Annotated in this window: 21 protein-coding genes and 1 pseudogene; 16 read left to right on the top strand and 6 right to left on the bottom strand. The window is 46.2% G+C overall.

What is annotated here, in order from left to right; translation table 11 throughout:
• The first annotated feature begins 359 nt into the window (after positions 1-359).
• From csaB to trmB, 4 genes are all read left to right on the top strand, one after another.
• The gene (csaB, locus tag QUB61_RS27595; protein WP_333122246.1) at positions 360-1,406 is read left to right on the top strand and encodes a polysaccharide pyruvyl transferase CsaB; all 1,047 of its coding nucleotides are present in this window, start codon (positions 360-362) and stop codon (positions 1,404-1,406) included.
• Between the two features lie 13 nt (positions 1,407-1,419).
• Positions 1,420-2,235 carry a Uma2 family endonuclease gene (locus QUB61_RS27590; protein WP_333122248.1) on the top strand — a complete coding sequence of 272 codons (816 nt, stop codon included), beginning with the start codon at positions 1,420-1,422 and terminating at the stop codon, positions 2,233-2,235.
• 74 nt (positions 2,236-2,309) lie between these two features.
• Positions 2,310-3,029 (top strand): Uma2 family endonuclease, encoded by a 720-nt coding sequence (locus QUB61_RS27585; RefSeq protein ID WP_333122251.1) that lies wholly within the window; start codon positions 2,310-2,312, stop codon positions 3,027-3,029.
• A 159-nt stretch (positions 3,030-3,188) separates the two neighbouring features.
• On the top strand, positions 3,189-3,821 hold the full coding sequence (gene trmB, locus QUB61_RS27580; RefSeq protein ID WP_333122254.1) for a tRNA (guanosine(46)-N7)-methyltransferase TrmB: 633 nt from the start codon (positions 3,189-3,191) through the stop codon (positions 3,819-3,821).
• A 149-nt stretch (positions 3,822-3,970) separates the two neighbouring features.
• Here the strand turns inward: trmB and QUB61_RS27575 are convergent, their stop codons facing one another.
• On the bottom strand, positions 3,971-5,485 hold the full coding sequence (locus QUB61_RS27575) for a phospholipid carrier-dependent glycosyltransferase (protein ID WP_333122257.1): 1,515 nt from the start codon (positions 5,483-5,485) through the stop codon (positions 3,971-3,973).
• A gap of 84 nt (positions 5,486-5,569) precedes the next feature.
• Between QUB61_RS27575 and QUB61_RS27570 the strand changes: the two genes are divergently transcribed.
• From QUB61_RS27570 to QUB61_RS27560, 3 genes and pseudogenes are all read left to right on the top strand, one after another.
• Entirely contained in the window at positions 5,570-5,758 is a 189-nt protein-coding gene (locus tag QUB61_RS27570) for a hypothetical protein (RefSeq protein ID WP_333122260.1), read from the top strand.
• 36 nt (positions 5,759-5,794) lie between these two features.
• Positions 5,795-6,184: a leucine-rich repeat domain-containing protein gene (locus QUB61_RS27565; RefSeq protein ID WP_333190208.1), complete on the top strand. Its 390-nt coding sequence runs from the start codon at positions 5,795-5,797 to the stop codon at positions 6,182-6,184.
• Positions 6,169-6,600: pseudogene (locus tag QUB61_RS27560) on the top strand (CHAT domain-containing protein); the annotation flags it as partial. The gene QUB61_RS27565 and the pseudogene QUB61_RS27560, both read left to right, overlap by 16 nt.
• A 385-nt stretch (positions 6,601-6,985) precedes the next feature.
• On the opposite strand, the gene acsF reads toward QUB61_RS27560, so the two are convergent.
• Positions 6,986-8,062: a magnesium-protoporphyrin IX monomethyl ester (oxidative) cyclase gene (gene acsF / locus QUB61_RS27555; protein ID WP_333122263.1), complete on the bottom strand. Its 1,077-nt coding sequence runs from the start codon at positions 8,060-8,062 to the stop codon at positions 6,986-6,988.
• A 381-nt stretch (positions 8,063-8,443) separates the two neighbouring features.
• Here acsF and QUB61_RS27550 point away from each other — a divergent pair, with 381 nt between their 5' ends.
• The gene (locus QUB61_RS27550) at positions 8,444-8,920 is read left to right on the top strand and encodes a TM2 domain-containing protein (protein WP_333122266.1); all 477 of its coding nucleotides are present in this window, start codon (positions 8,444-8,446) and stop codon (positions 8,918-8,920) included.
• A 258-nt stretch (positions 8,921-9,178) separates the two neighbouring features.
• Entirely contained in the window at positions 9,179-9,352 is a 174-nt protein-coding gene (gene rpmF / locus QUB61_RS27545) for a 50S ribosomal protein L32 (RefSeq protein WP_006632406.1), read from the top strand.
• Positions 9,353-9,535: 183 nt separating this feature from the next.
• On the opposite strand, the gene queA is transcribed toward rpmF, so the two are convergent.
• On the bottom strand, positions 9,536-10,672 hold the full coding sequence (queA, locus tag QUB61_RS27540; RefSeq protein ID WP_333122269.1) for a tRNA preQ1(34) S-adenosylmethionine ribosyltransferase-isomerase QueA: 1,137 nt from the start codon (positions 10,670-10,672) through the stop codon (positions 9,536-9,538).
• A gap of 147 nt (positions 10,673-10,819) precedes the next feature.
• On the opposite strand from queA, the gene QUB61_RS27535 reads away from it, so the two are divergent.
• Positions 10,820-11,209 carry a hypothetical protein gene (locus tag QUB61_RS27535; protein ID WP_006632408.1) on the top strand — a complete coding sequence of 130 codons (390 nt, stop codon included), beginning with the start codon at positions 10,820-10,822 and terminating at the stop codon, positions 11,207-11,209.
• A gap of 222 nt (positions 11,210-11,431) precedes the next feature.
• Here the strand turns inward: QUB61_RS27535 and QUB61_RS27530 are convergent, their stop codons facing one another.
• The gene (locus tag QUB61_RS27530; RefSeq protein WP_333122272.1) at positions 11,432-12,076 is read right to left on the bottom strand and encodes a YraN family protein; all 645 of its coding nucleotides are present in this window, start codon (positions 12,074-12,076) and stop codon (positions 11,432-11,434) included.
• 12 nt (positions 12,077-12,088) lie between these two features.
• Between QUB61_RS27530 and QUB61_RS27525 the strand changes: the two genes are divergently transcribed.
• From QUB61_RS27525 to QUB61_RS27500, 6 genes are all read left to right on the top strand, one after another.
• Complete coding sequence (locus QUB61_RS27525; RefSeq protein WP_333122275.1) at positions 12,089-12,610, top strand: pentapeptide repeat-containing protein; 522 nt, start codon at positions 12,089-12,091, stop codon at positions 12,608-12,610.
• 118 nt (positions 12,611-12,728) lie between these two features.
• Positions 12,729-13,430 carry a HalD/BesD family halogenase gene (locus QUB61_RS27520; protein ID WP_333122278.1) on the top strand — a complete coding sequence of 234 codons (702 nt, stop codon included), beginning with the start codon at positions 12,729-12,731 and terminating at the stop codon, positions 13,428-13,430.
• Positions 13,431-13,472: 42 nt separating this feature from the next.
• Positions 13,473-14,477, top strand: a complete 1,005-nt coding sequence (locus tag QUB61_RS27515) for a DMT family transporter (RefSeq protein WP_333122281.1) — start codon at positions 13,473-13,475, stop codon at positions 14,475-14,477.
• A gap of 21 nt (positions 14,478-14,498) precedes the next feature.
• The gene (locus tag QUB61_RS27510; RefSeq protein WP_333122283.1) at positions 14,499-15,017 is read left to right on the top strand and encodes an SET domain-containing methyltransferase; all 519 of its coding nucleotides are present in this window, start codon (positions 14,499-14,501) and stop codon (positions 15,015-15,017) included.
• Between the two features lie 216 nt (positions 15,018-15,233).
• Complete coding sequence (locus QUB61_RS27505; RefSeq protein ID WP_333122285.1) at positions 15,234-16,235, top strand: DMT family transporter; 1,002 nt, start codon at positions 15,234-15,236, stop codon at positions 16,233-16,235.
• 21 nt (positions 16,236-16,256) lie between these two features.
• Positions 16,257-16,775 (top strand): SET domain-containing protein-lysine N-methyltransferase, encoded by a 519-nt coding sequence (locus QUB61_RS27500; protein ID WP_333122287.1) that lies wholly within the window; start codon positions 16,257-16,259, stop codon positions 16,773-16,775.
• A gap of 18 nt (positions 16,776-16,793) precedes the next feature.
• Here the strand turns inward: QUB61_RS27500 and QUB61_RS27495 are convergent, their stop codons facing one another.
• Positions 16,794-17,096, bottom strand: coding sequence for a hypothetical protein (locus QUB61_RS27495; protein ID WP_333122289.1), 303 nt, complete (start codon positions 17,094-17,096; stop codon positions 16,794-16,796).
• A 90-nt stretch (positions 17,097-17,186) separates the two neighbouring features.
• Positions 17,187-19,214, bottom strand: coding sequence for a DNA primase (gene dnaG, locus QUB61_RS27490; RefSeq protein WP_333122291.1), 2,028 nt, complete (start codon positions 19,212-19,214; stop codon positions 17,187-17,189).
• Between the last annotated feature and the right edge of the window lie 109 nt (positions 19,215-19,323).

The following is a 19,323-nucleotide window of genomic DNA, read 5'->3' as shown; positions in this document are numbered from 1 at the left end:
TCATATAAAGTATGATGAGTCAGTCGATTTTAGATTTTAGATTTTAGATTTTAGATTTACTCCACAGATGAATCTTGGAGCTTGAGCTTTGGTCTAAAATTTTAGGAGCATCCACGACTTAAGTCGGGGCTTGTACCTGTTTTTGGGCTGGTCATACAATTTTAGATTAGCGATTTGAGATTTTAATAGATTTGCGATTTGAGCTGACTGATGACGTAAAGCCTGGAAGCTTGCTGACAGTAGCATTTTTTTTGTAGTAGTATCAAATTTCAAATCTCAAATCTCAAAAAAATCTCAAATCTAAAATCTAAAATCTAAAATAGTTAGATTCCCCATCACAAACAAAGAAAAGAGTAGAAATGCGAGCAATTTTGTGCGGCTATTACGGTAAAGGCAACGGCGGCGACGAGGCGCTGTTGGCATCGCTACTGCAAATGTTACCAGATGGCGTGACGCCGATCGTCCTGTCTGGCAATCCTGTCGAGACAAATCAGCGGTACGGGGTAGCTGCGCGCGATCGCATGAATGCCTTTCAAGTTCTCGAAACACTCCGCACATCCGACGCCCTAATCTGGGGCGGCGGCAGTTTAATCCAAGACGCTACTAGCATAGCGAGCCCTTTCTATTATGGGGGTTTGATGGGAATAGCGCAGCGGATGGGCTTAAAAACTGTTGCCTGGGCTCAGGGAATTGGGCCTTTGAAGCGCGAAATCACTCGCAAGTTATCTCAGCGCTGTTTTGCTGGATGCACCGGCGTCAGCGTGCGGGATAAAGGTTCAGCTACTTTACTTGCAGATTGGAAAATTCCCTTTACTTTAGCGCCCGATCCCGTGTGGGCTTTGGAGAATTCCCCCGTGTCGGGCTTGTGGGATTTACCTGCGCCCAGAGTGGCTGTTTGTTTGCGTTCTCACTCTACACTAACTCCCGCCCGTTTGTCAATCTTAACTCAAGCTTTAGTTGACTTCCAAAAAGCAACTCGCACCTTAATTTTGCTGCTGCCTTTTCAAGCGTCTCACGACTTAGACATTGCCCAACATTTGCACGAAGCCCTGCCGAAAAGAAGTTGCATCCTCAGTTTAGACGATCCGAGAAAATTGAAAGGAGTATTCCGGGGAGTCGAAATGGCGATCGGGATGCGCTACCACAGTTTAATTATGGCAGCATCCGAAGAATGCCGCTGTTTTGCCCTCAGCTACGATCCCAAAGTCAGCCAGTTAATGGAAGAGCTAGAAATGCCGGGATACTTATTATCAGAATTGCCAGACGATCCTTATTTAATCAGCAAAACCTGGATCGAACACTATGCTAACGGCGACGCCTTATCGCCAGACAGGATAAAATTTATAGTAGAGCGATCGCTCTTTCACCGCGAAGTATTGCGAGCCGCGCTCCAGCAGTCTCCGTAAGAGGTAAAATACCGTGACAGCCAGTACAGCAGACTTAAAAGTTACCTGGGAAAAATTGCCAGACGACTTCATTTTAGACGAGGAACCTGTGGAAAATATCGACCAGCCCTTGCTAGCAGCCGCCTTGCGAGAAATCTTAGAAATCGCGGGGCTAATAGTAGCAGGAATATTAATTGCCCCAAATATGGGGATTTGTGCGACAGTAGACAGCAAGCTAGTTATCAAAGCGCCAGATTGGTTTTATGCCCGCAACGTACAGCCGCTGGAAAATCAAGAAATTCGCCGCAGTTACACTCCCAATTTAGAAGGAGACATTCCGGCGATCGTCATGGAATTTTTATCAGCTACAGCCAACGAAGAATATTCTCAAATAGAAGATTATCCCCCCGGAAAGTGGTATTTTTACGAGCAAATATTGCGAGTGCCAAATTATGTAATATTTCAACCTGCCACAGGAAGGCTAGAAATTAACCAGTTGAATTCATCAGGAAAGTATCAACCACAGCACCCCGATCCAAACGGCCGTTATTGGATTCCTGGAGTTGGATTATTTCTGGGTGTTTGGTATGGCACAAAAGCCGAAAGAACCGGATATTGGTTGCGGTGGTGGGATGAAAGCGGCGAGATGTTATTGTGGGGTGCAGAAATGGTCGAAAGAGAAAGGCAAGAAAGAGTAATCGCTCAACAGCAAGCCGAACAAGAACGGCAGCAAAAGACGATCGCTCAACAGCAAGCCGAACAAGAACGAGAACGGGCAGAACAAGAACGAGAACGATCGTCCATATTGGCCGCACAATTAAGAGCATTAGGCATTGAACCAGAAGCTTAAAAAATAGGCAATGGTATTCGATCGAAAATTATTGCCAGCAGTTCCACCGCATTCTTACTAAGAGGTAAAATACCATGACATTCAATCCAATGAAATTCAAAATATCCTGGGAAAAATTGCCAAAAGATTTCATTTTAGACGAGCAACCCCTGCAAGATATCGACCAGCCTTTGCTCGCGGCCGCCTTACGGGAAAGCTTAGAAATTGCGGGGCTAATTTTGGAGGGAACATTAGTTGCGCCTCATCTGGCGATTTGTGTAACTTTCAACGATAAGCTAGTTATAAAAACTCCCGATCTGTTTTATGCCACCAACGTACAGCCCCTTCCCGATCGAGAAATTCGCCGCAGTTATATCCCCAACCTAGAAGGAGACATTCCGGCAATTGTCATGGAGTTTTTGCCAGATAATCCTCCTAGTTATCAGGATGAATATTCTGCAAAGCCAACTTATCTCCCCGGGAAATGGCATTTTTACGAACAAATATTGCAAGCCCCAATCTATGTAATTTTTCAACCTGCGATCGGATATTTAAAAGTATATCATTTGAATTCACCAGCACAGTATAAAAAACAGCAACCCGATGCAAACAATCGTTATTGGATTCCGGGAGTTGGATTATTTCTAGGTATTTGGCAGGGAACAAAAGCCGAAAGAACGGGATATTGGTTGCGGTGGTGGGATGAGAGCGGAGAGATGTTATTGTGGGGAGCAGAAATGGTAGAAAGGGAACGGCAGCGAGTCGATCGACTAGCCGCCCAATTAAGAGCAGCAGGCATGGAACCAGAGGCCTAATGCAATAATGAGCAATTAAAAATTGTCCCTCTGCAATTTAAGATCGCTCATTAACTAAAAAGTATTAGACAACATCGCAAAAATCAATCTTTATCGGCGTTAATCCACGTTAATCAGCCTTCATCAGCGGTTCAAAATTACATTCAGGAGACAGCAAAATTGGCAAGAGTAAGAGTGCGGGAACACGTCAATCCCCTATCAATTAGATATCAAGCATCTGCAAGTCCCCCGGATTGGACTAAAATCTATGCCGACTTAAATTTACCGCTGCATTTAGATATCGGCTGCGGCAGAGGAAGGTTTTTGTGGCACATGGCGCAAGTACAAACTGACTGGAATTTTCTCGGATTAGAAATTCGGGAACCTTTGGTAGAGGAGGCGAATCTTTGGCGCGACGAAAAAGGCTTGACAAATTTGCACTATTTGTTTTGCAATGCTAATAGTTCCCTGAAGCCGATTTTAGAAACTTTTCCCCCTGGCACTTTGCAGCGAGTTAGCATTCAATTTCCCGATCCGTGGTTCAAGAAAAAGCACCACAAACGGCGGGTGGTGCAGCAGGAATTAGTTAATGAATTGGCAATTTATCTGGGAATTGGCGGCGAAGTTTTTATTCAGTCAGATATTGAAGAAGTAGAAAGAGAAATGTGCGATCGCTTTTCATCTCACCCCAGTTTTAAACGTCAAAACGGCGACAACTGGCTAGCAGAAAATCCCCTACCTGTTGCTACTGAAAGAGAAATTGCTACTCTGAAACGGGGCGAACCAGTTTATCGAGCACTGTATCAAAAATAATGCTCGCTTTTGCAAACTCACCTTGGTAATAAATGTTATAACTTACATCTTGCACCTTTGTTAGGAACAGGCAAGATGCCTGTTCCACAAAACTTAATTTTCTTGTGGAACGGGCCCCAGAGCCAGTTAATAAAAGAATTATTTCTAGCTTAAACCCAAGACGCCAGCCACATCCTAATTTTCCATTCCATTTGCGACAAAGGCAATCCCAAATAGATAGGCATCCAGAAAATAAAAGCACCCAAAACCAGAAAAATAATTGTTACCCCCATCCCTCGGAGTCGAGTTTGAGGGCTGTGCAGCCACCTGTCAACCCACCAAGCAAGTGCTAAGGATCCAAACACAGAACAGCCCATATAATGGTACAAAAATATGCAGCGAGTCACCTTCACCCAAGGCAGCAAATTAGCGGTCCAATTAACTATTAAATATAAGGCCAGCCACATTTCAGCAGTCGGCGGAAACAAAATCGGCCGCTGCTGTTCTATCGTGTCAACAGAAGCCTCGCTGCGCGTTTGCACCCACACCAAAATCCGGTGAACTAAAACTCCTATTACTAGCAGTAAAGCTAAGGTTGACAGCCACCAAAGAAAGGGATTTCCCATGGCGTGAACGTCAAAAATTGCCTGAGTTGCACCTTCAGGTAAAGGCGGCAAAACCGGATCTGGTTGGGCATTGCTGCTAGCAGTTTTGTAGAAGTAAACTATGGGGCGCAGCATCAAAGGCCAACTGTACCACGCGGAACAGTAAGGATGCACGTCAGGCCCGCTTTTAATCCGCTGGTGATAAGTCAAAATTTCCGTTTGCATCTGCCAGAAATTGGGAGTTGGATTAAAGTACAGGTGAGGAATCCAAGAGATGCTGTAAACTACAATAGGAATAATAGCTAGACTCAAGCCGAGTTCTATAAAATTGAGTTTAGTCAGTTTTTGTACGGGACTTTCGGCAGGAATTAGAGGTGAATCTACCTCGCGGCTGTGTTCTTCATCTCCTTTTTTTTCCTGAACCAAACGAACTGCCCAAGCACAGATTAAAATTAGATAAGTACCGAAAAGAAACCACAATCCGTTCCATTTGATAGCAGCAGATGCGCCGAAACCAATCCCGGCTAGTACCAGCCAAAGCCAGCGCTTTTTACCTTGGGCTTCTACGGATTTTAAAATAAATAACTGACCTAAAATCCCAAATAAAACTAGATAAATGTTGTTCAGTGCGTAGCGAGACTCAACTAAAAATAGACCGTCGCAGGCGGCAAACAAAGTAGCAAGAAAAGCGTAACTGTGGCGCCGAACTAGCTGATAAGCTAGGGCTCCCACAACTAGGGGAATAAAGGAACCTGTGAGAGCATTCAGCCAGCGGTAATCCCAAGGAGAAAGCAGGGAACCTGCCATACTGTTGACGGCTGTTTTGCCGAATGGAAGGTGAGTTCCGATCCAAATGCCGATCGCAATTATGTACTGGCTCAGAGGTGGGTGAGCGTTGAAAAAAGGAGTTTTGGTGAGATAATCGTTGGCAAATTTAGCGTAATAAACCTCGTCAAATACTAAAGTATTAAATCGCTCTAGTTCCCAAAAGCGTAAAGTTAAGGAAAAGAGGAGCACACCGAGCATTGCTAGGGAGAAAATAACATTCGATTGGTTAAAGTATTTTTTCTTGATTTTCATAAAACAGCAGCAAATAATAGATCCTAAATTTGAGGGCGATCGCTAATTTAAAATTCCTGAGTTGAGAGTAACGTAAAATAGGACTTGTGCAGAAACCGAATATTTGATGAGAAACCGGGTTTTTTGGAAACACCCGGTTTCTTAAACCCGGTTTTTAATAATGCTTGGAGAGTGCAGCGAGAAGCAGTAGCGAGTATTGTTTCACCAAATGCTCCCGATCTAATTGGCAAGCAGGAAGAAAAAGCGCGCATCACAAGGTGCGATAGATTATGATAGCAGCTAATCAGGTCTTTTTTGAGCGCAGTGCTTATGAATCTCATACTTTCGATTTGGGGGCGTTGGGGGTTAGCTGTAGGTGCGACTATCCTGATGGGATCTGCCGCCGCGCCAAATCCCAAAACATTTGAAAGCTTTGCTGATTTCTGTACCAACAAAGAGAATTTGACCCCTGAAGCCAGAAATACGGTTGAGGTGTTGCTATCAAAAGCAAAAACACAAGAGTGCGATCGCGCTCAAAAAACCCTGACTAATCTCACAGAACTTTCCCTAATTCGCAATCAAATAGTCGATATCAAACCATTATCAAAATTCACCAATCTGAGAAATCTCAACCTCAGTAGAAATCAAATAACAGATGTGCAACCCTTATCGGGACTGACTAATCTGAGATATCTCGTCCTCTTGCCACTCACGGTTTAGCGAATAGCGCTCACCCAGAACTATCAGGAATCATATTGTCGCTGATAGATGAAAAGGGCAATCCTTTAAATGGATTCCTGCGACTTACTGATATTTTCAATCTCAAATTAGCAGCCGACTTAGTAGTGTTAAGCGCCTGTCAAACCGGATTAGGGCAGAACATTCAAGGCGAGGGCTTGGTAGGATTGACACGGGGATTTATGTATGCTGGGGCTCAGCGACTGGTGGTGAGTTTGTGGAGTGTGGACGATGAACAAACGGCTACGTTAATGTCGAGTTTCTATAAGGGAATGCTGCAAAAAGGGTTAACCCCAGCGGCGGCTTTAAGGGCGGCACAACTGGAAATGTGGAAGCAGGAAAAGTGGAAGTCTCCCTATTATTGGGCGGCTTTTACGCTTCAGGGCGAATGGCGATAAATTTTAGAAAAAACAGTTATGATATCAAGTCAGATTAATAGTTGATAAAACCTATAGCCTTTCGAGCTCTCATATGAGGTACTCATGGCCTCCGTGGCCTCCGTGGCCTCCGTGGCCTCCGTGGCCTCCGTGGGCATACCTCACTTTTTTGAGAACCGCTATATACAGGCATCGGCCATCGGGGTTGCCACGAACAACAGCCAACAGTCAACAGTCAACCGTCTTCCTTCTTCCTTCTTCCTTCTTCCTTCTTCCTTCTTTCTTCGTGCCCTTCGCGTCTTCGCGGTTCAATAATACTAATTCTTCCGACCCGAAAGGAGCAATTATAAAAAAAGCGGCTCCGCTTGTCGCAGAACCGCCGTCACAGAGGATGAAAAATCAAAACTTAACGCACAGCACCCTGTACTGAAGGTGATTCAATTGTCTTCATGAAGTACAGCTTCAACAACTGCCAGGCGTTCGACAAATACAAAGGCAATTTTTGGAAGAACTGCAAGAATTTCGGAGTATTTGAAGCAACAATTGCAGTCAACTTCTGATTGTTCTTGAGGCAAACATCCAGCCGTTCGTAAAACTCGGGATTGTTCACGTCCAGCATGACGGGGAATACGCGGCCTGCTGTTTCGTTGGTCTTTTTAATCACTTCGATGTCGTATTCGCGAGCATCGAGTCCGAGCGATCGATAAAAACCCGCACGCTGGATATCATTGAGATACATTGTCGCGAACACCGACAGCAAGAAGAAACGGCACCAAAGCTTAGCGCGCCAATCATTCAACATCTGAGGCTGAGCTCTCATCACGGCATCAAAGAAATCTCCGTGGCGGTTTTCATCCTGGCACCAATTTTCAAAGAATCGGAAAATCGGATAAATCTGGTCTTCAGGATGCGCTTTTAAGTGCTGGTAAATCGTGATGTAGCGCCAATAACCGATTTTTTCCGACAAGTAAGTCGCGTAGAAAATAAACTTCGGCTTAAAGAATGTGTAACTGCGGCTCTTTGTCAAGAAACCCAAATCCAGGGACAAATTAAAGTCCGAGAGAGCTTTGTTGAGGAATCCGGCGTGCCGCGCTTCGTCCCGGGACATCAGCAAGAAACCTTCGGCCAGCACTGGATTTTTATCCTTGAGCTTGCGTGCCAACTCTTTGTAGAGCAAGAAGCCAGAAAACTCAGCGGTGCAAGAGCGTTCTAGGAATTCAATGAACAATTGGCGCTTTTCGCCGTCGATGTGTTCCCAAGATTGCTCGAATTCGGCATCCCGCACGAAGTGGTTGCGGTTGTAGTCAACGCGAAATTCTTTAATAATTGCTTGCAGTTCAGCTTCATTTACCGAGATGTCCATTTTGGCCATCTCGTCAAAGTCTGTTGTGTAAAATCTCGGCGTGAGAATAGTTTCTTTGGCTGGGGCTTTCACTCCCGGCCGCAGTTCTTCAAAAGTGGGTTTTTTGAGGGAATCTACCATATGTTTATTGGAGTTCTGCTTATAACTACTCTGAGTTTCAGTTGTCGGTTACCGAGGGCGAGCGATCGCCCCTGTCTCTTCGTCTTCGGCCGGCCGCGCGATCGGCCTCGTTATACTTTACCAAGCTCTCGACCCTGGAAATATATTGCTGGCGTTAAGAATTGCTACGCAGAATTACTCATGGGCATGGGCATGGGGCATGGGGCATGGGGCATGGGGCATGGGCCAAACAGGGACTTGGGGAATTGGTAGTAAATAACCAATAACTTCGGACAATGCACAAATATCTGCTGGTGTCAAACTGTTCAAAAACTAAATAGAAAGTACAAAATATATAGAGCGAGTCCAATCCTTAGAATAACCAAGCAGGACGGTCAGAAAATGAGCAATTTGGGTGTTAGTTACCTTTTATGGGCAGCTTGTTTTTTAGGCCCATTCGGACTCCACCGCCTCTACAACGGCAAGATTGGTACTGGTTTACTGTGGCTGTTTACCTTTGGTTTGTGTGGGTTCGGGCAATTGTTTGACTTGCTGCTGCTCCCCAACATGGTGGACGAACACAATGCCAGTCTCAGGGGCAAACTCGGCGTATCTCGCGAAGGTATACCGCTATATCCAGTCAGCGGGGCGATCGCCGCGACATACCCCAAGCAAACTCCCGACCAGTTAGGGGTTAAACTCCTGAAGGCAGCTTATACCAAAAACGGAAGATTATCTGTCACCCAAGGGGTGATGGCAACCGGCGCTACCTTTGCCGAAGTGGAAGAGGCTTTTACGGCAATGCTGAAAACGGGTTATGTCAGTATCGAGAACGATTCAGTAACTGGCGTCGTGATGTACCACTTTCACGAACTTTAGCTGGTGCGGGTGCCTCAGAATCGGGGATTTTTTCTGGGGATGGAGAGGCTAATCGCGCTCCGCACCCTACGGGGGCTTTAGCTGGTGCGCGTGGGTCAGAATCGGGATTTTTTCTGTGGTTCGAGAGGGTAATCGCGCTCCGCACCCTACTACTTGATATTGCTGGCCGAACAGTTGTTGCCGTTTTTCGAGTAAGCATTGCTAACAAAATCGGCTAGAATGTTTGTTTGTCTATATAATCCGAAAGTATTTAGCGTCATGGCAGTCCCTAAGAAGAAAACCTCCAAATCCAAGAAGAATATGCGCAAGGCAACCTGGAAGCGCAAAGCTGTAGTGGCAGCTCAGAAAGCTCTGTCCCTGGGCAAATCAGTTCTGACTGGGCGTTCCAACAGCTTCGTGTATCCCGGCAATGAAGAAGAGGAGGAAGAATAGAAACGAAATACTGGGCATTGGGCGAACCCGATGCCCGATGGGTCAATCGATTTTAGATTTTAGATTTTAGATTTTAGATTGACCCCACGGATAAATACGGGGGCTTGAGGATTTTCGATTTGCGATTTTGGATTGATTCCACGGATAAATCACGTGGCGGGTACCACCTTTGAAATTCGCTTGTCAGTTGATTTTTGCTGTTGGTAAAATCAGCATGGCATCGCCAAAGGAATAAAAGCGGTACTGATGGTCGATCGCCTCTCGGTACAAATCCAACAGCCGAGGCCTTCCAATCATCGCACTTACCATCATCATCAAAGTAGAGCGCGGCAAGTGAAAATTGGTAATCATCCCCTCTACAACCCGCCACTTGTAACCAGGGTAGATAAACAAATTAGTCCGGCCGCAAAAAGGCTGCAAGGAAAAATCGCCACTCGCTGCAGCGGCTCCCTCTAAAGCTCGCACTGCTGTTGTACCCACGGCAAAGATGCGCCCGCCTCTAGCTTGAGTTTCGCGGATTTTATCGACGGTGGCGGGGGGTACTTCCACCCATTCGCCGTGCATTTGGTGAGCCGTCACGTCTGCCACCTCCACCGGGCGAAACGTCCCTACTCCCACGTGTAGGGTGACAAAAGTTTTTTCGATTCCCCGCTGCTGCAAGCGACTGAACAATTCTTCGGTGAAGTGCAAGCCGGCGGTGGGGGCCGCGATGGCCCCGAGTCGATCGGCATAAACAGTCTGGTACTGTTCCGGCCCAGCTTGGGAATTTTCGATGTAGGGCGGCAGGGGTACGTGGCCGTATTCGTCCAAAAACTTCGCCAGACTCGCATCTGTGGGGATGTCAAACTCCAGCAGCCGTCCTCCTGTTGCGTCGTCCCTGGCGATAACTGTCGCAGTCAATCGACGATCGAGTACCTCCGCTTCGGGAAGGCAACAACAAGGACCTGCAGCGGAGTCCTCACTTGCTGGGGCGATCGGCTCAAACTGAATTTGTGAGCCCAACTTTAAGCGTTTCCCCGGTTTAACCAAAGCCAGCCAGCAGTTGTGCTGCCGTTCTTCCATCAACAATATCTCAACAGCCGGGCCGTTGGGTTTGCGCCCGTAGAGCCTCGCTGGCAGCACGCGGGTGTTATTGAGTACCAGCAAGTCTCCCGGGTGCAGCAAATCTGGCAAATCCCGGAAAATCCGGTGTTGCTGGCTGCTGGGAGAATCTACAGCCAGCAACCGAGAACTGTCCCTCGGCACTACGGGATTTTGGGCAATGCGCGAGGGCGGAAGTTCGTAGTTGTAGCCGTCCAAAGACCAGTCAATCTCTGTCATCGAGTGAATTCCTGTGCGATCGATCTGTTAACTGGGTAACAAATTGGGTAAAAACCCCCATCCAAAGTCGGGTGCTTTTCCCCTTGTGGTGGCGGGTATAGACCGCCATGATAGAGGTATAGCATCAGCTTTGCTCGAAGGATCGTTATGGAATACCTCTACTACATCGCCAATACTAGCCTTACTCTGAGAGTCGTGGATTACCTGCGCACGGCTCATCATCTTCCCTTGCAATTTATCACTGTTATTCACCAAATTGACGGCTGGGTGGTGAAGGTGAAAATGAGCCAATATTTAACTCCAGAAATGCACGGCGATTTTCGGGCTTTTATGAACGAACTCGGGATTCCTTACGATCCTGAAATTCGCTTGCAAATGGCACTTTGGAGTTTGGAAACGGGACAGTCCCCGCTGAGCGTGATGCGCCGCTACCAGGTGGCCGTGGTTTGTCACGGCAGCCCTGACCGCAAGGAAATTGAAGCGTTTCGCCAGCAGTTTGTCAAGGGCCTGGGATATTGCCCGGAAACTCTCGCCTAGACTGCCTAGCAGATAAATTAACTGTTATGGCAGAGGGTCCGAGGGAGAGAAGGGCAGAGGAGGAGAGAGGGATTCTGGGAGAGAGGGAGAAGATTTCACGCTTTTTTCTCGTCGGTTAAAGATGAAGAAAGAAATTCGCGAGGGTAAGGGCAAGTTAACAATTAAAAATTAGCGAGTGGGATTGCTTTGTGATTTTACCCTCTAATTTTTAATGAGATATTTTTAATTGCTGAAAGCCGCTCGAATGTATTCTTGCAGGGTAAGGCGGTAGTTTTCGGCAAGGGCGGATTGAGAGTTTGCAGCAGTTAACGGTAATACTTGCTTAGTCTTTGGCCGTGAAGGTTCGCACCTGACTAGGGCGACATCAAAGCGACAAGAATTATGTGCTAAATCTGGACGAGTGCTTAAAAATATTTCGGCTGTTTGCCAAAGTTTGGCTTGTTTTGTGGTAGTAACAGCGAGCATTCCACCAGCATCCCAATTTCCCCGGCGGCGAGTTTTTACCTCTACAAATGCTAATGTTTGGGAATGGGGCATGGGGCATGGGGCATGGGGAATGGGGCATGGGGAATTTTCGTTACCTCTGTTGATTTCGCTTTCTTCATCTCTTGCGAGTGCGATGATGTCAATCTCTCCCCAGCGACAGCGCCACTGTTGGTGCAAGATTTCCCAGCCTTGCTGCTGCAACCACTCGGCGACTAAGTTTTCTCCCAATGTGCCGATATCCCGAGAGTTTGGGGATTGGGGGGAATTGGAGTGGGCCGTCGCCATGCTCTTCGAGGGCTTTCCTTCGGATCGCAACGCTTTCGCTAACGGGCGATCGCGCTTTCTGGTAGAATTCAATTCTGAACTGTCACGGCTGCCCATTAGGTTTAACTTATGAATTCTCGAGTTCGCCAACATCGCAAAAATATTTATACTTTCTTGCTGAGTTTTGTTATTTTAGCAGTAATTGCCGCTGGGGCGATCGGCATTAATCCCGCACCTGCTTTCGCCCTAGATCACGACAAAGAAATCCTAGTCGGCGCTGATTTTAGTGGACAAGTTCTGACTGACGACAGTTTTAATAAAGCTAATCTTCGCAACAGCAATTTTACTAATGCAGATTTGCGGGGTGTGAGCTTTTTTGCGGCCAATATGGAAGAGGCAAATTTTGAAGGCGCTAATTTCACGGGTGCTACTTTAGATTTAGCTCGCATGATGAAAGCAAACTTAACTAATGCTATCCTTGAGGGCGCTTTCGCTTACAATACCAGACTCGAAGGAGCTGTCATTGACGGTGCTGATTTTACAGAGACACTGCTGCGAGACGATATGATAGAAAAACTTTGTAAAGTGGCAAAAGGTACTAATCCGGTGACAGGTAGAGATACTCGCGAAACTCTTTTTTGCGATTATTAAAAGGCTAATTAAACCAAACTTACCCCGCGTGCGGGGTAAGTTCAACGTAAACCCTCTGGCAGTCCGGCCATGGGTTCTAGAGGATTGCTCAAAAAAAGTCTAAAATTTTAAAGGAAATATGGTGTATCAGGATACTGCCAATTTGTTCAATACCACTCTCACCAGAGAAGCGGGAGCTTTATTGCACGAAGAGTTTGCTCTCAACTGTTATGTAAAATTGCCGCTGTTTTTCAATGATGATTCATTTACCATTTTGAAGGCAGAGGTTCTCAGAATATTTGAGCAGCATTCTCGAAGAAGAGATTTCAACATGAAGCATGAGCAAAACACTCCTAGACATCTGAGCACAGTTTCGGGAATTACCGTTGCAGAACACTCACCAATGATTACTGCTCTGTACCGCGATTCTCAACTCATTGAGTTTCTCTGCGGTATTGCGGGAACTCAAGTGTACTTAGTACCCGATCCTTTTGATCGGCATGTCATTCATAGACTTGACAAAGTAGGGGATGTTCATGGAGGACATCTCGATACCTATGCCTTTGCTTTCGCTATTTTTATTGAAACCCCACCAGAAGAGGCTGGAGGATGCCTGGAGTTTGTTCCTCACAGCATGGAAATTAGCGATCTTGATAAACCATTAGCCAAACGGGTTGGGCATCATGTTGGAGATTGCTACTTTATGAAAACCAACCAAGCTGTTCATCGAGTTTTACCTCTTTGCGAACAAGTCAAACGAACTAACCTAATTTTTACCTACGCTGATGACGAAACAATCAATATTGATATTTCCTACTCTAGTCAACCTCTTTATGGTTAACTAACGGAATTTAGTTCAATTGCTAATCGATTAGGCTACTCAATGACTACAGAATTAAATAGCGGTTCTCAAAGATCGCCAAACACTCTCCATGCTTGGGGGATAGCTGTGTTGCTTGTCGTCACCCTAATCTGGGGTACGAGCTTTCCGCTCCTCAAGGGAGCCCTCAGCAGCCTTTCTCCTTCTGCACTATTTGCAACCCGCTTCGTAATAGCGGCGTTGCCGTTTACCCCCTATTTACGCTTCCTTAATCTTTCCCTGCTACGGGATGGACTATTGTTGGGATTGGTAATTTTTACTACTCTCAACCTGCAAACATTTGCCCTTGAGACGACTTCTGCCGATCGTGCTGCATTCATTGCCAGTTTCAACGTCATCCTAGTTCCTCTGCTGGGGCAACTGATGGGTCGGCAGGTGTTCCCAAAAACTTTCCTCGCCGCAGGAATTGCCATCTTTGGCATTGGAGTGATGTGTTGGGAGAGTGAACAGCTCGTGCTTGGCGATTTCTTGATGTTAGGCAACGCCTTCCTCTACTCGATCTACATTCTGAAGCTTGAGTCCATCACGTTGCGGCACCCCACTTTGCCACTCGCCGCGATCCAGCTTTGGGTGATAGCGATAGTGTCTTTAATCTGGGCCGCTCCAGATCTGGTTGCACAACAGGAAGCAATTAGCGCGAACCTTGGTGTTCTCTTATATCTGGGTTTGTTTGATACTGCAGCCACGATTGTGCTCCAAGTAGTGGCTCAACGATGGGTTAACGCTTATGAGACGGCGCTAATGTATACGCTTGAGCCAATTTTTGCCGCGGTTTTCTCGTTTCTACTGTTGGGAGAGAAACTAGGAGTACGCGGTCTCATTGGCGCAGCTCTTGTACTGGTGGCAATGGTTTTTGGTCAAAGCAAGTCTCAGGATGCTGAGCAAAATGGCGAAATACAGGTTAACGAGTCGATTGTCCCAGCGCTGTCAGATTCGGATACTGAGCCTATTAACGCTCCAGTGTCGCTTCCGAGCGCTGACCTCGTGGAATTAGAATTAGATTTGTAATTGGTATTAAGAGTGAGAAAAATGGGTTTCGATATTTTCATCCAGCAAACAGAGAAAGGTAGAGGCGTTTTTGCCAGCCGATGCTTCCGTAAAGGTGAGACTGTGGTGGTTGGACGCCCAGTCGAGATCCTGCCAGAAAGAACTACTCACTCTTTTCAGATGGATTTTGACCTGCATATAGAATTAGATGAACCGGGAGTATTGATCAATCATTCTTGTAGCCCAAACACAGGGGTGAGGAATAATCAATACGGAGCCTACGATTTCGTGGCATTGGTTGATATTCCTTCTGGCAGCGAACTTACCTGGGACTACGAGACAACGGAGTATATTTCTATTGCCATTCCAGAATGTTGTTGTGGCTCTCCTGAATGTCGATCGAAGACTCTTGGATTCAAATTTCTCCCTGACGAAATCAGGAAAAAGTATGGTGAGTTTATCGCCGATTACCTCAAGGTAACTAAGCCTGAAACGGAACTTCGCCCGCGCGATCTTAAAGTTCCTAGTATTGCCCCCATCAGTCGGGCGATCGGGCTTTAGGCCCGCCGGATACATGACTAGAATGTCAGCGGAACCCCCAGCAAATCGAAGGCTTTCTGCTGTAAAGGAGTTGCCGTCGTCAGGTCGAAACTAACTGAAACACCCGCTAGTTTAGGCTGCACTCGATTTTAAAATATTGAGATTTCTTACTCTAGTCAACCTCTTTACGGTTAACTAACGGAATTTAGTTCAATTGCTAATCGATTAGGCTATTCAATGACTACAGAATTAAATAGTGGTTCTCAAAGATCGCCAAGCACTCTCCATGCTTGGGGTATAGCAGTGTTGCTCCTTGTCACCCTAATCTGGGGTACAAGCTATCCGGTTATCAAGGGAGCTCTCAGCAATCTTTCTCCTTCTGCAATATTTGCAACCCGCTACGTAATAGCAGCGTTGCCGTTTACCCCCTATTTGCGCTTCCTGAATTTTTCCCTGCTACGGGATGGAGTCTTCTTATCACTCATACTGTTTCCTGCATCAGTCCTCCAAACCGTTGCCCTTGAGACGACTTCTGCCGATCGTGCTGCATTCATTGCCAGTTTCAACGTCATCCTAGTTCCTCTGCTAGGGCAACTGATAGGTAGGCAGGTGTTCCCAAAAACTTTCCTCGCCGCAGGAATTGCCATCTTGGGCATTGGAGTGATGTGTTGGGAGAGTGAACAGCTAGTGATCGGCGATCTGTTGATCTTGGGCAATGCCTTCCTCTACTCGGTCTACACTCTTAAGCTTGAGTCCACCACGTTGCGCCACCCCATTTTGCCACTCGCGGCGATCCAGCTTTGGGTGATAACAATATTTTCTTTAGTCTGGGCCGCTCCAGATCTGGTTGCACAACAGGAAGCAATTGGCGCGAATCTTGGTATTCTTTTATATATTGGCTTATTTGATACTGCTGCTACGATTGTGCTTCAAGTATTGGCCCAACGATGGGTTAACGCTTACCAGACGGCGCTAATTTATACGCTAGATCCGATTTTCGCAGCGATTTTCTCGTTTCTACTACTGGGAGAGAAACTTGGAATACGCGGTGTGATTGGCGCAGTTCTTGTAGTGGTGGCAATGGTTTTTGGTCAAAGCAAATCTCAGGACACTGAGCACAATGGCGAAATTCAGGTTAACGAGTCGATTGTTGCAGCGCTGCCAGATTCGGATACTGAGCCAATTAACGCTCCTGTGTCGCTTCAGAGTAACCTCGTGGAATTAGAATTAGATTTGTAATTTGTATTAAGAGTGAGGAAAATGGGTTTCGATATTTTGATCCAGCAAACAGACAAAGGTAGAGGCGTTTTTGCCAGCCGAGGCTTCCGTAAAGGTGAGACTGTGGTGGTTGGACGCCGAGTCGATATCTTGCCCGAAAGAACTACTCACTCCATTCAGATGGACTTTGACCTGCATATAGAATTAGATGAACCGGGATTATTGATCAATCATTCTTGTAGCCCAAACACAGGAGTGAGGAATAATCAATTCGGAGCCTACGATTTCGTGGCATTGGTTGATATTCCTTCGGGAAGCGAGATTACATGGGATTACTCTTCAACAGAGTACAGTTTCATTGACATTCCCAAATGTTGTTGTGGCTCCCCTGAATGTCGATCGAAGATCCTTGGATATAAATTTCTCCCTGACGAAATCAGGAAAACGTATGGTGAGTTTATCGCCGATTACCTCAAGGTAACTGCACCTGAAACGGAACTTCCCCCGCGCGATCTTAAAGTTCCTAGTATTGCCCCCATCAGTAGGGCGATCGGGCTTTAGCCCCCGCCGGATACATGACTAGAATGTCAGCGAAACCGCCAGTAAATCGAAGGCTTTCTCCTGTAAAGGAGTTGGGGCCGTCAGGTCGAAACTAACTGAAACACCCGCTAGTTTAGGCTGCACTCGATTTTTAGCGATCGTCGATAAATTAGTCACTAACGTCCGAAAACTTTGAACGGGAAACTTCTCCAAAGTACGTTTTGTTGAAGCTTTCCGTTTCGCCGGAGTGGCAGACAAAACCTGGACAACCACCGAACCAGACTCCCAAGGATCTAACCACTCGTCATCCTCGAACAACAACGGTGCTAATGGCGATCGCATATCCCATCTAAGTTTGCTTCCATTTCCATCTTCTGGCTGTTTCGTTCGTACCTGATTTTGGTTCGTAGTAGGGACTAAAGTCCTTAACTCCTAGAAATTCCCACTCCAAGGTACGGATGTTAAATCGTAAAAATTAACTTGACGCAGCCGCTCTAATTCCTTGAGCCATTCTTGTTCGGCACAGAATAGTTTGTGATATTCTATAGCCTCTTCGCCACTGCTAGCGGTCTTGGCTTTTTCCCACATATTGAGGGCAATCCGGCGCCGCTTTATACTGATAATTTGCTCGATACAGGCGAGGGCCGATCTAATTACTAGAGGTGCGCGATAAACGTTTCTTTCTGAGAACTCATTTAAGTGAAATAAATGCGAGATTTGATTTAGTTGATTGGGATATTCAATGAAGCTATCTTGCAATTTCAATATTAACTCAGAAGGGGCTACTTGTAAAGACATTTTGTGCAAGATTTCTGCATTCACAATCAGGTGCCATAAAAATCTGTGATGAGAAAGGCTAAACTGCACGTCTCTAGCTGCTATTGCCTCTCTGACATCTTGGCGGTATTCGGGACAGTGCAAATAAATCTGCAATAATTGCGCTTCTGCTTCTTCTAAAAGACTGCGGGCTACGGCAGATAAGCTTGATTTTGAGCTTTTGTTTTCGCCACTTGCCCGCTGCTTTTTATAGTGTTTGGTCGGCTTCAGCTTGTTTCTAATTAACAGGGGCATTGTCAAAGATTCGTCTTGACTCTGCCGCTTTGCCCAATCGCTGACTACTTGATTTAGCAAGTTTTCAGCGAGCATTTTTGTGAGTCTAAAATCTCCTTTGCTGAGAATCTCGGCGCTTTTTTGCAAATAATGTGCTAGCTGATTGTCGTCAGTAATGTTAGTTAATAATTTTATAATTTTTTTGGTAACTTGCTGGGAAGTATCGGCTTGCTTCAAATCTTGATTGACGAGCATTTGTTGCAGTTGCCAGTCGATCCACAACGGAGCATTTTCGAGCAATTCTCGATATTGTTCTGGGGAGTATGTTTTGAGGTATTCGTCGGCATCTTTGCCGTCGGGAATGTTGAGCACCCGCAGTTGCACTTCTCCTTGATAAGCGAGTTTTTCTATTTCTCCAATCGCGCGTTCTGCTGCTTGAGTTCCTGCTTTGTCGGCGTCGAAGTTGAGTATAATTTGTTTGGAGTCAGTGTAGCGCAATAACTGCCGCACTTGGTTTAAACTTAAGGCTGTGCCGAGGGAAGCGACGGCGTTGGAGATGCCGGCGGCATGAAGTGCGATCGCGTCAAAATACCCCTCTACAACCACTGCTCGATCGGCTTTGCTAATGGCTGTTTTGGCTGTATCTAAGGCAAATAAAGTTTTGCCTTTATCGAAGAGTTCTGTTTCGGGAGAATTGAGGTATTTCGGCTGTTCGTCGCCGAGAGCTCGGCCCCCGAAACCGATGACTCTGCCTTGGGTATCGCGAATGGGAATCATAATGCGATTGCGGAAGCGATCGTAATAGCCGCTGCCTCCTGATTTGCGCGGTACAATTAATCCAGCTTGTTCTACTAATTGCGCTGGATAGTTTTTCTGTTCTACCAAATAAGTGTAAAGTGCTTCCCAACCTTGGGGTGCATAACCTAATTGAAATTGTTGGATAGTTTCTTCCCTGAGCTTGCGCTCTGATTTGAGATATGCTAAGGGCTCTTCTCCTTGGGTTTGCCGCAAAGCGTGTTCGTAAAACTTGGCTGTTAGTGCTGAGATTTCATACAGTTGTTCCCGCAGAGAAATTTGGCGCTGCAATTCTTGTCGGTGTTCCGGTTCGACAGTTTTGACGGGTACTTGATAATTTTTAGCTAATTCTAATACTACTTCGCTGAAAGGGCGTTTCTCCAATTCCATGAGAAACTTAAAAGCATTGCCACCTGCACCGCAGCCGAAACAATAGTACATTTGTTTGGCTGGGCTGACTGTAAAGCTGGGAGATTTTTCGTCGTGAAAGGGACACAAACCTACGAATTCTTTGCCGCGTTTTCGCAACACGACGCGACCCGAAATGACATCTACTATGTCGGCTCTTTGTTTGACTTCTTCGATTGTTTCTGGATGCAGCCGGGGAACTTGCATAGGGCTATTTTAGGCAAATTGAAAGTATAGCGGAAGGAAGAAGGAAGAAGGAAGAAGGAAGAAGGAAGAAGGAAGAAGGAAGAAGGAAGAAGGAAGAAGGAAGAAGGAA

Source organism: Microcoleus sp. C2D2 (assembly GCF_036702495.1).
Lineage (GTDB): Bacteria > Cyanobacteriota > Cyanobacteriia > Cyanobacteriales > Microcoleaceae > Microcoleus.
The sequence above is the reverse complement of the archived record's forward strand: the minus strand, read 5'-3'. Positions and strand labels throughout refer to the sequence as shown.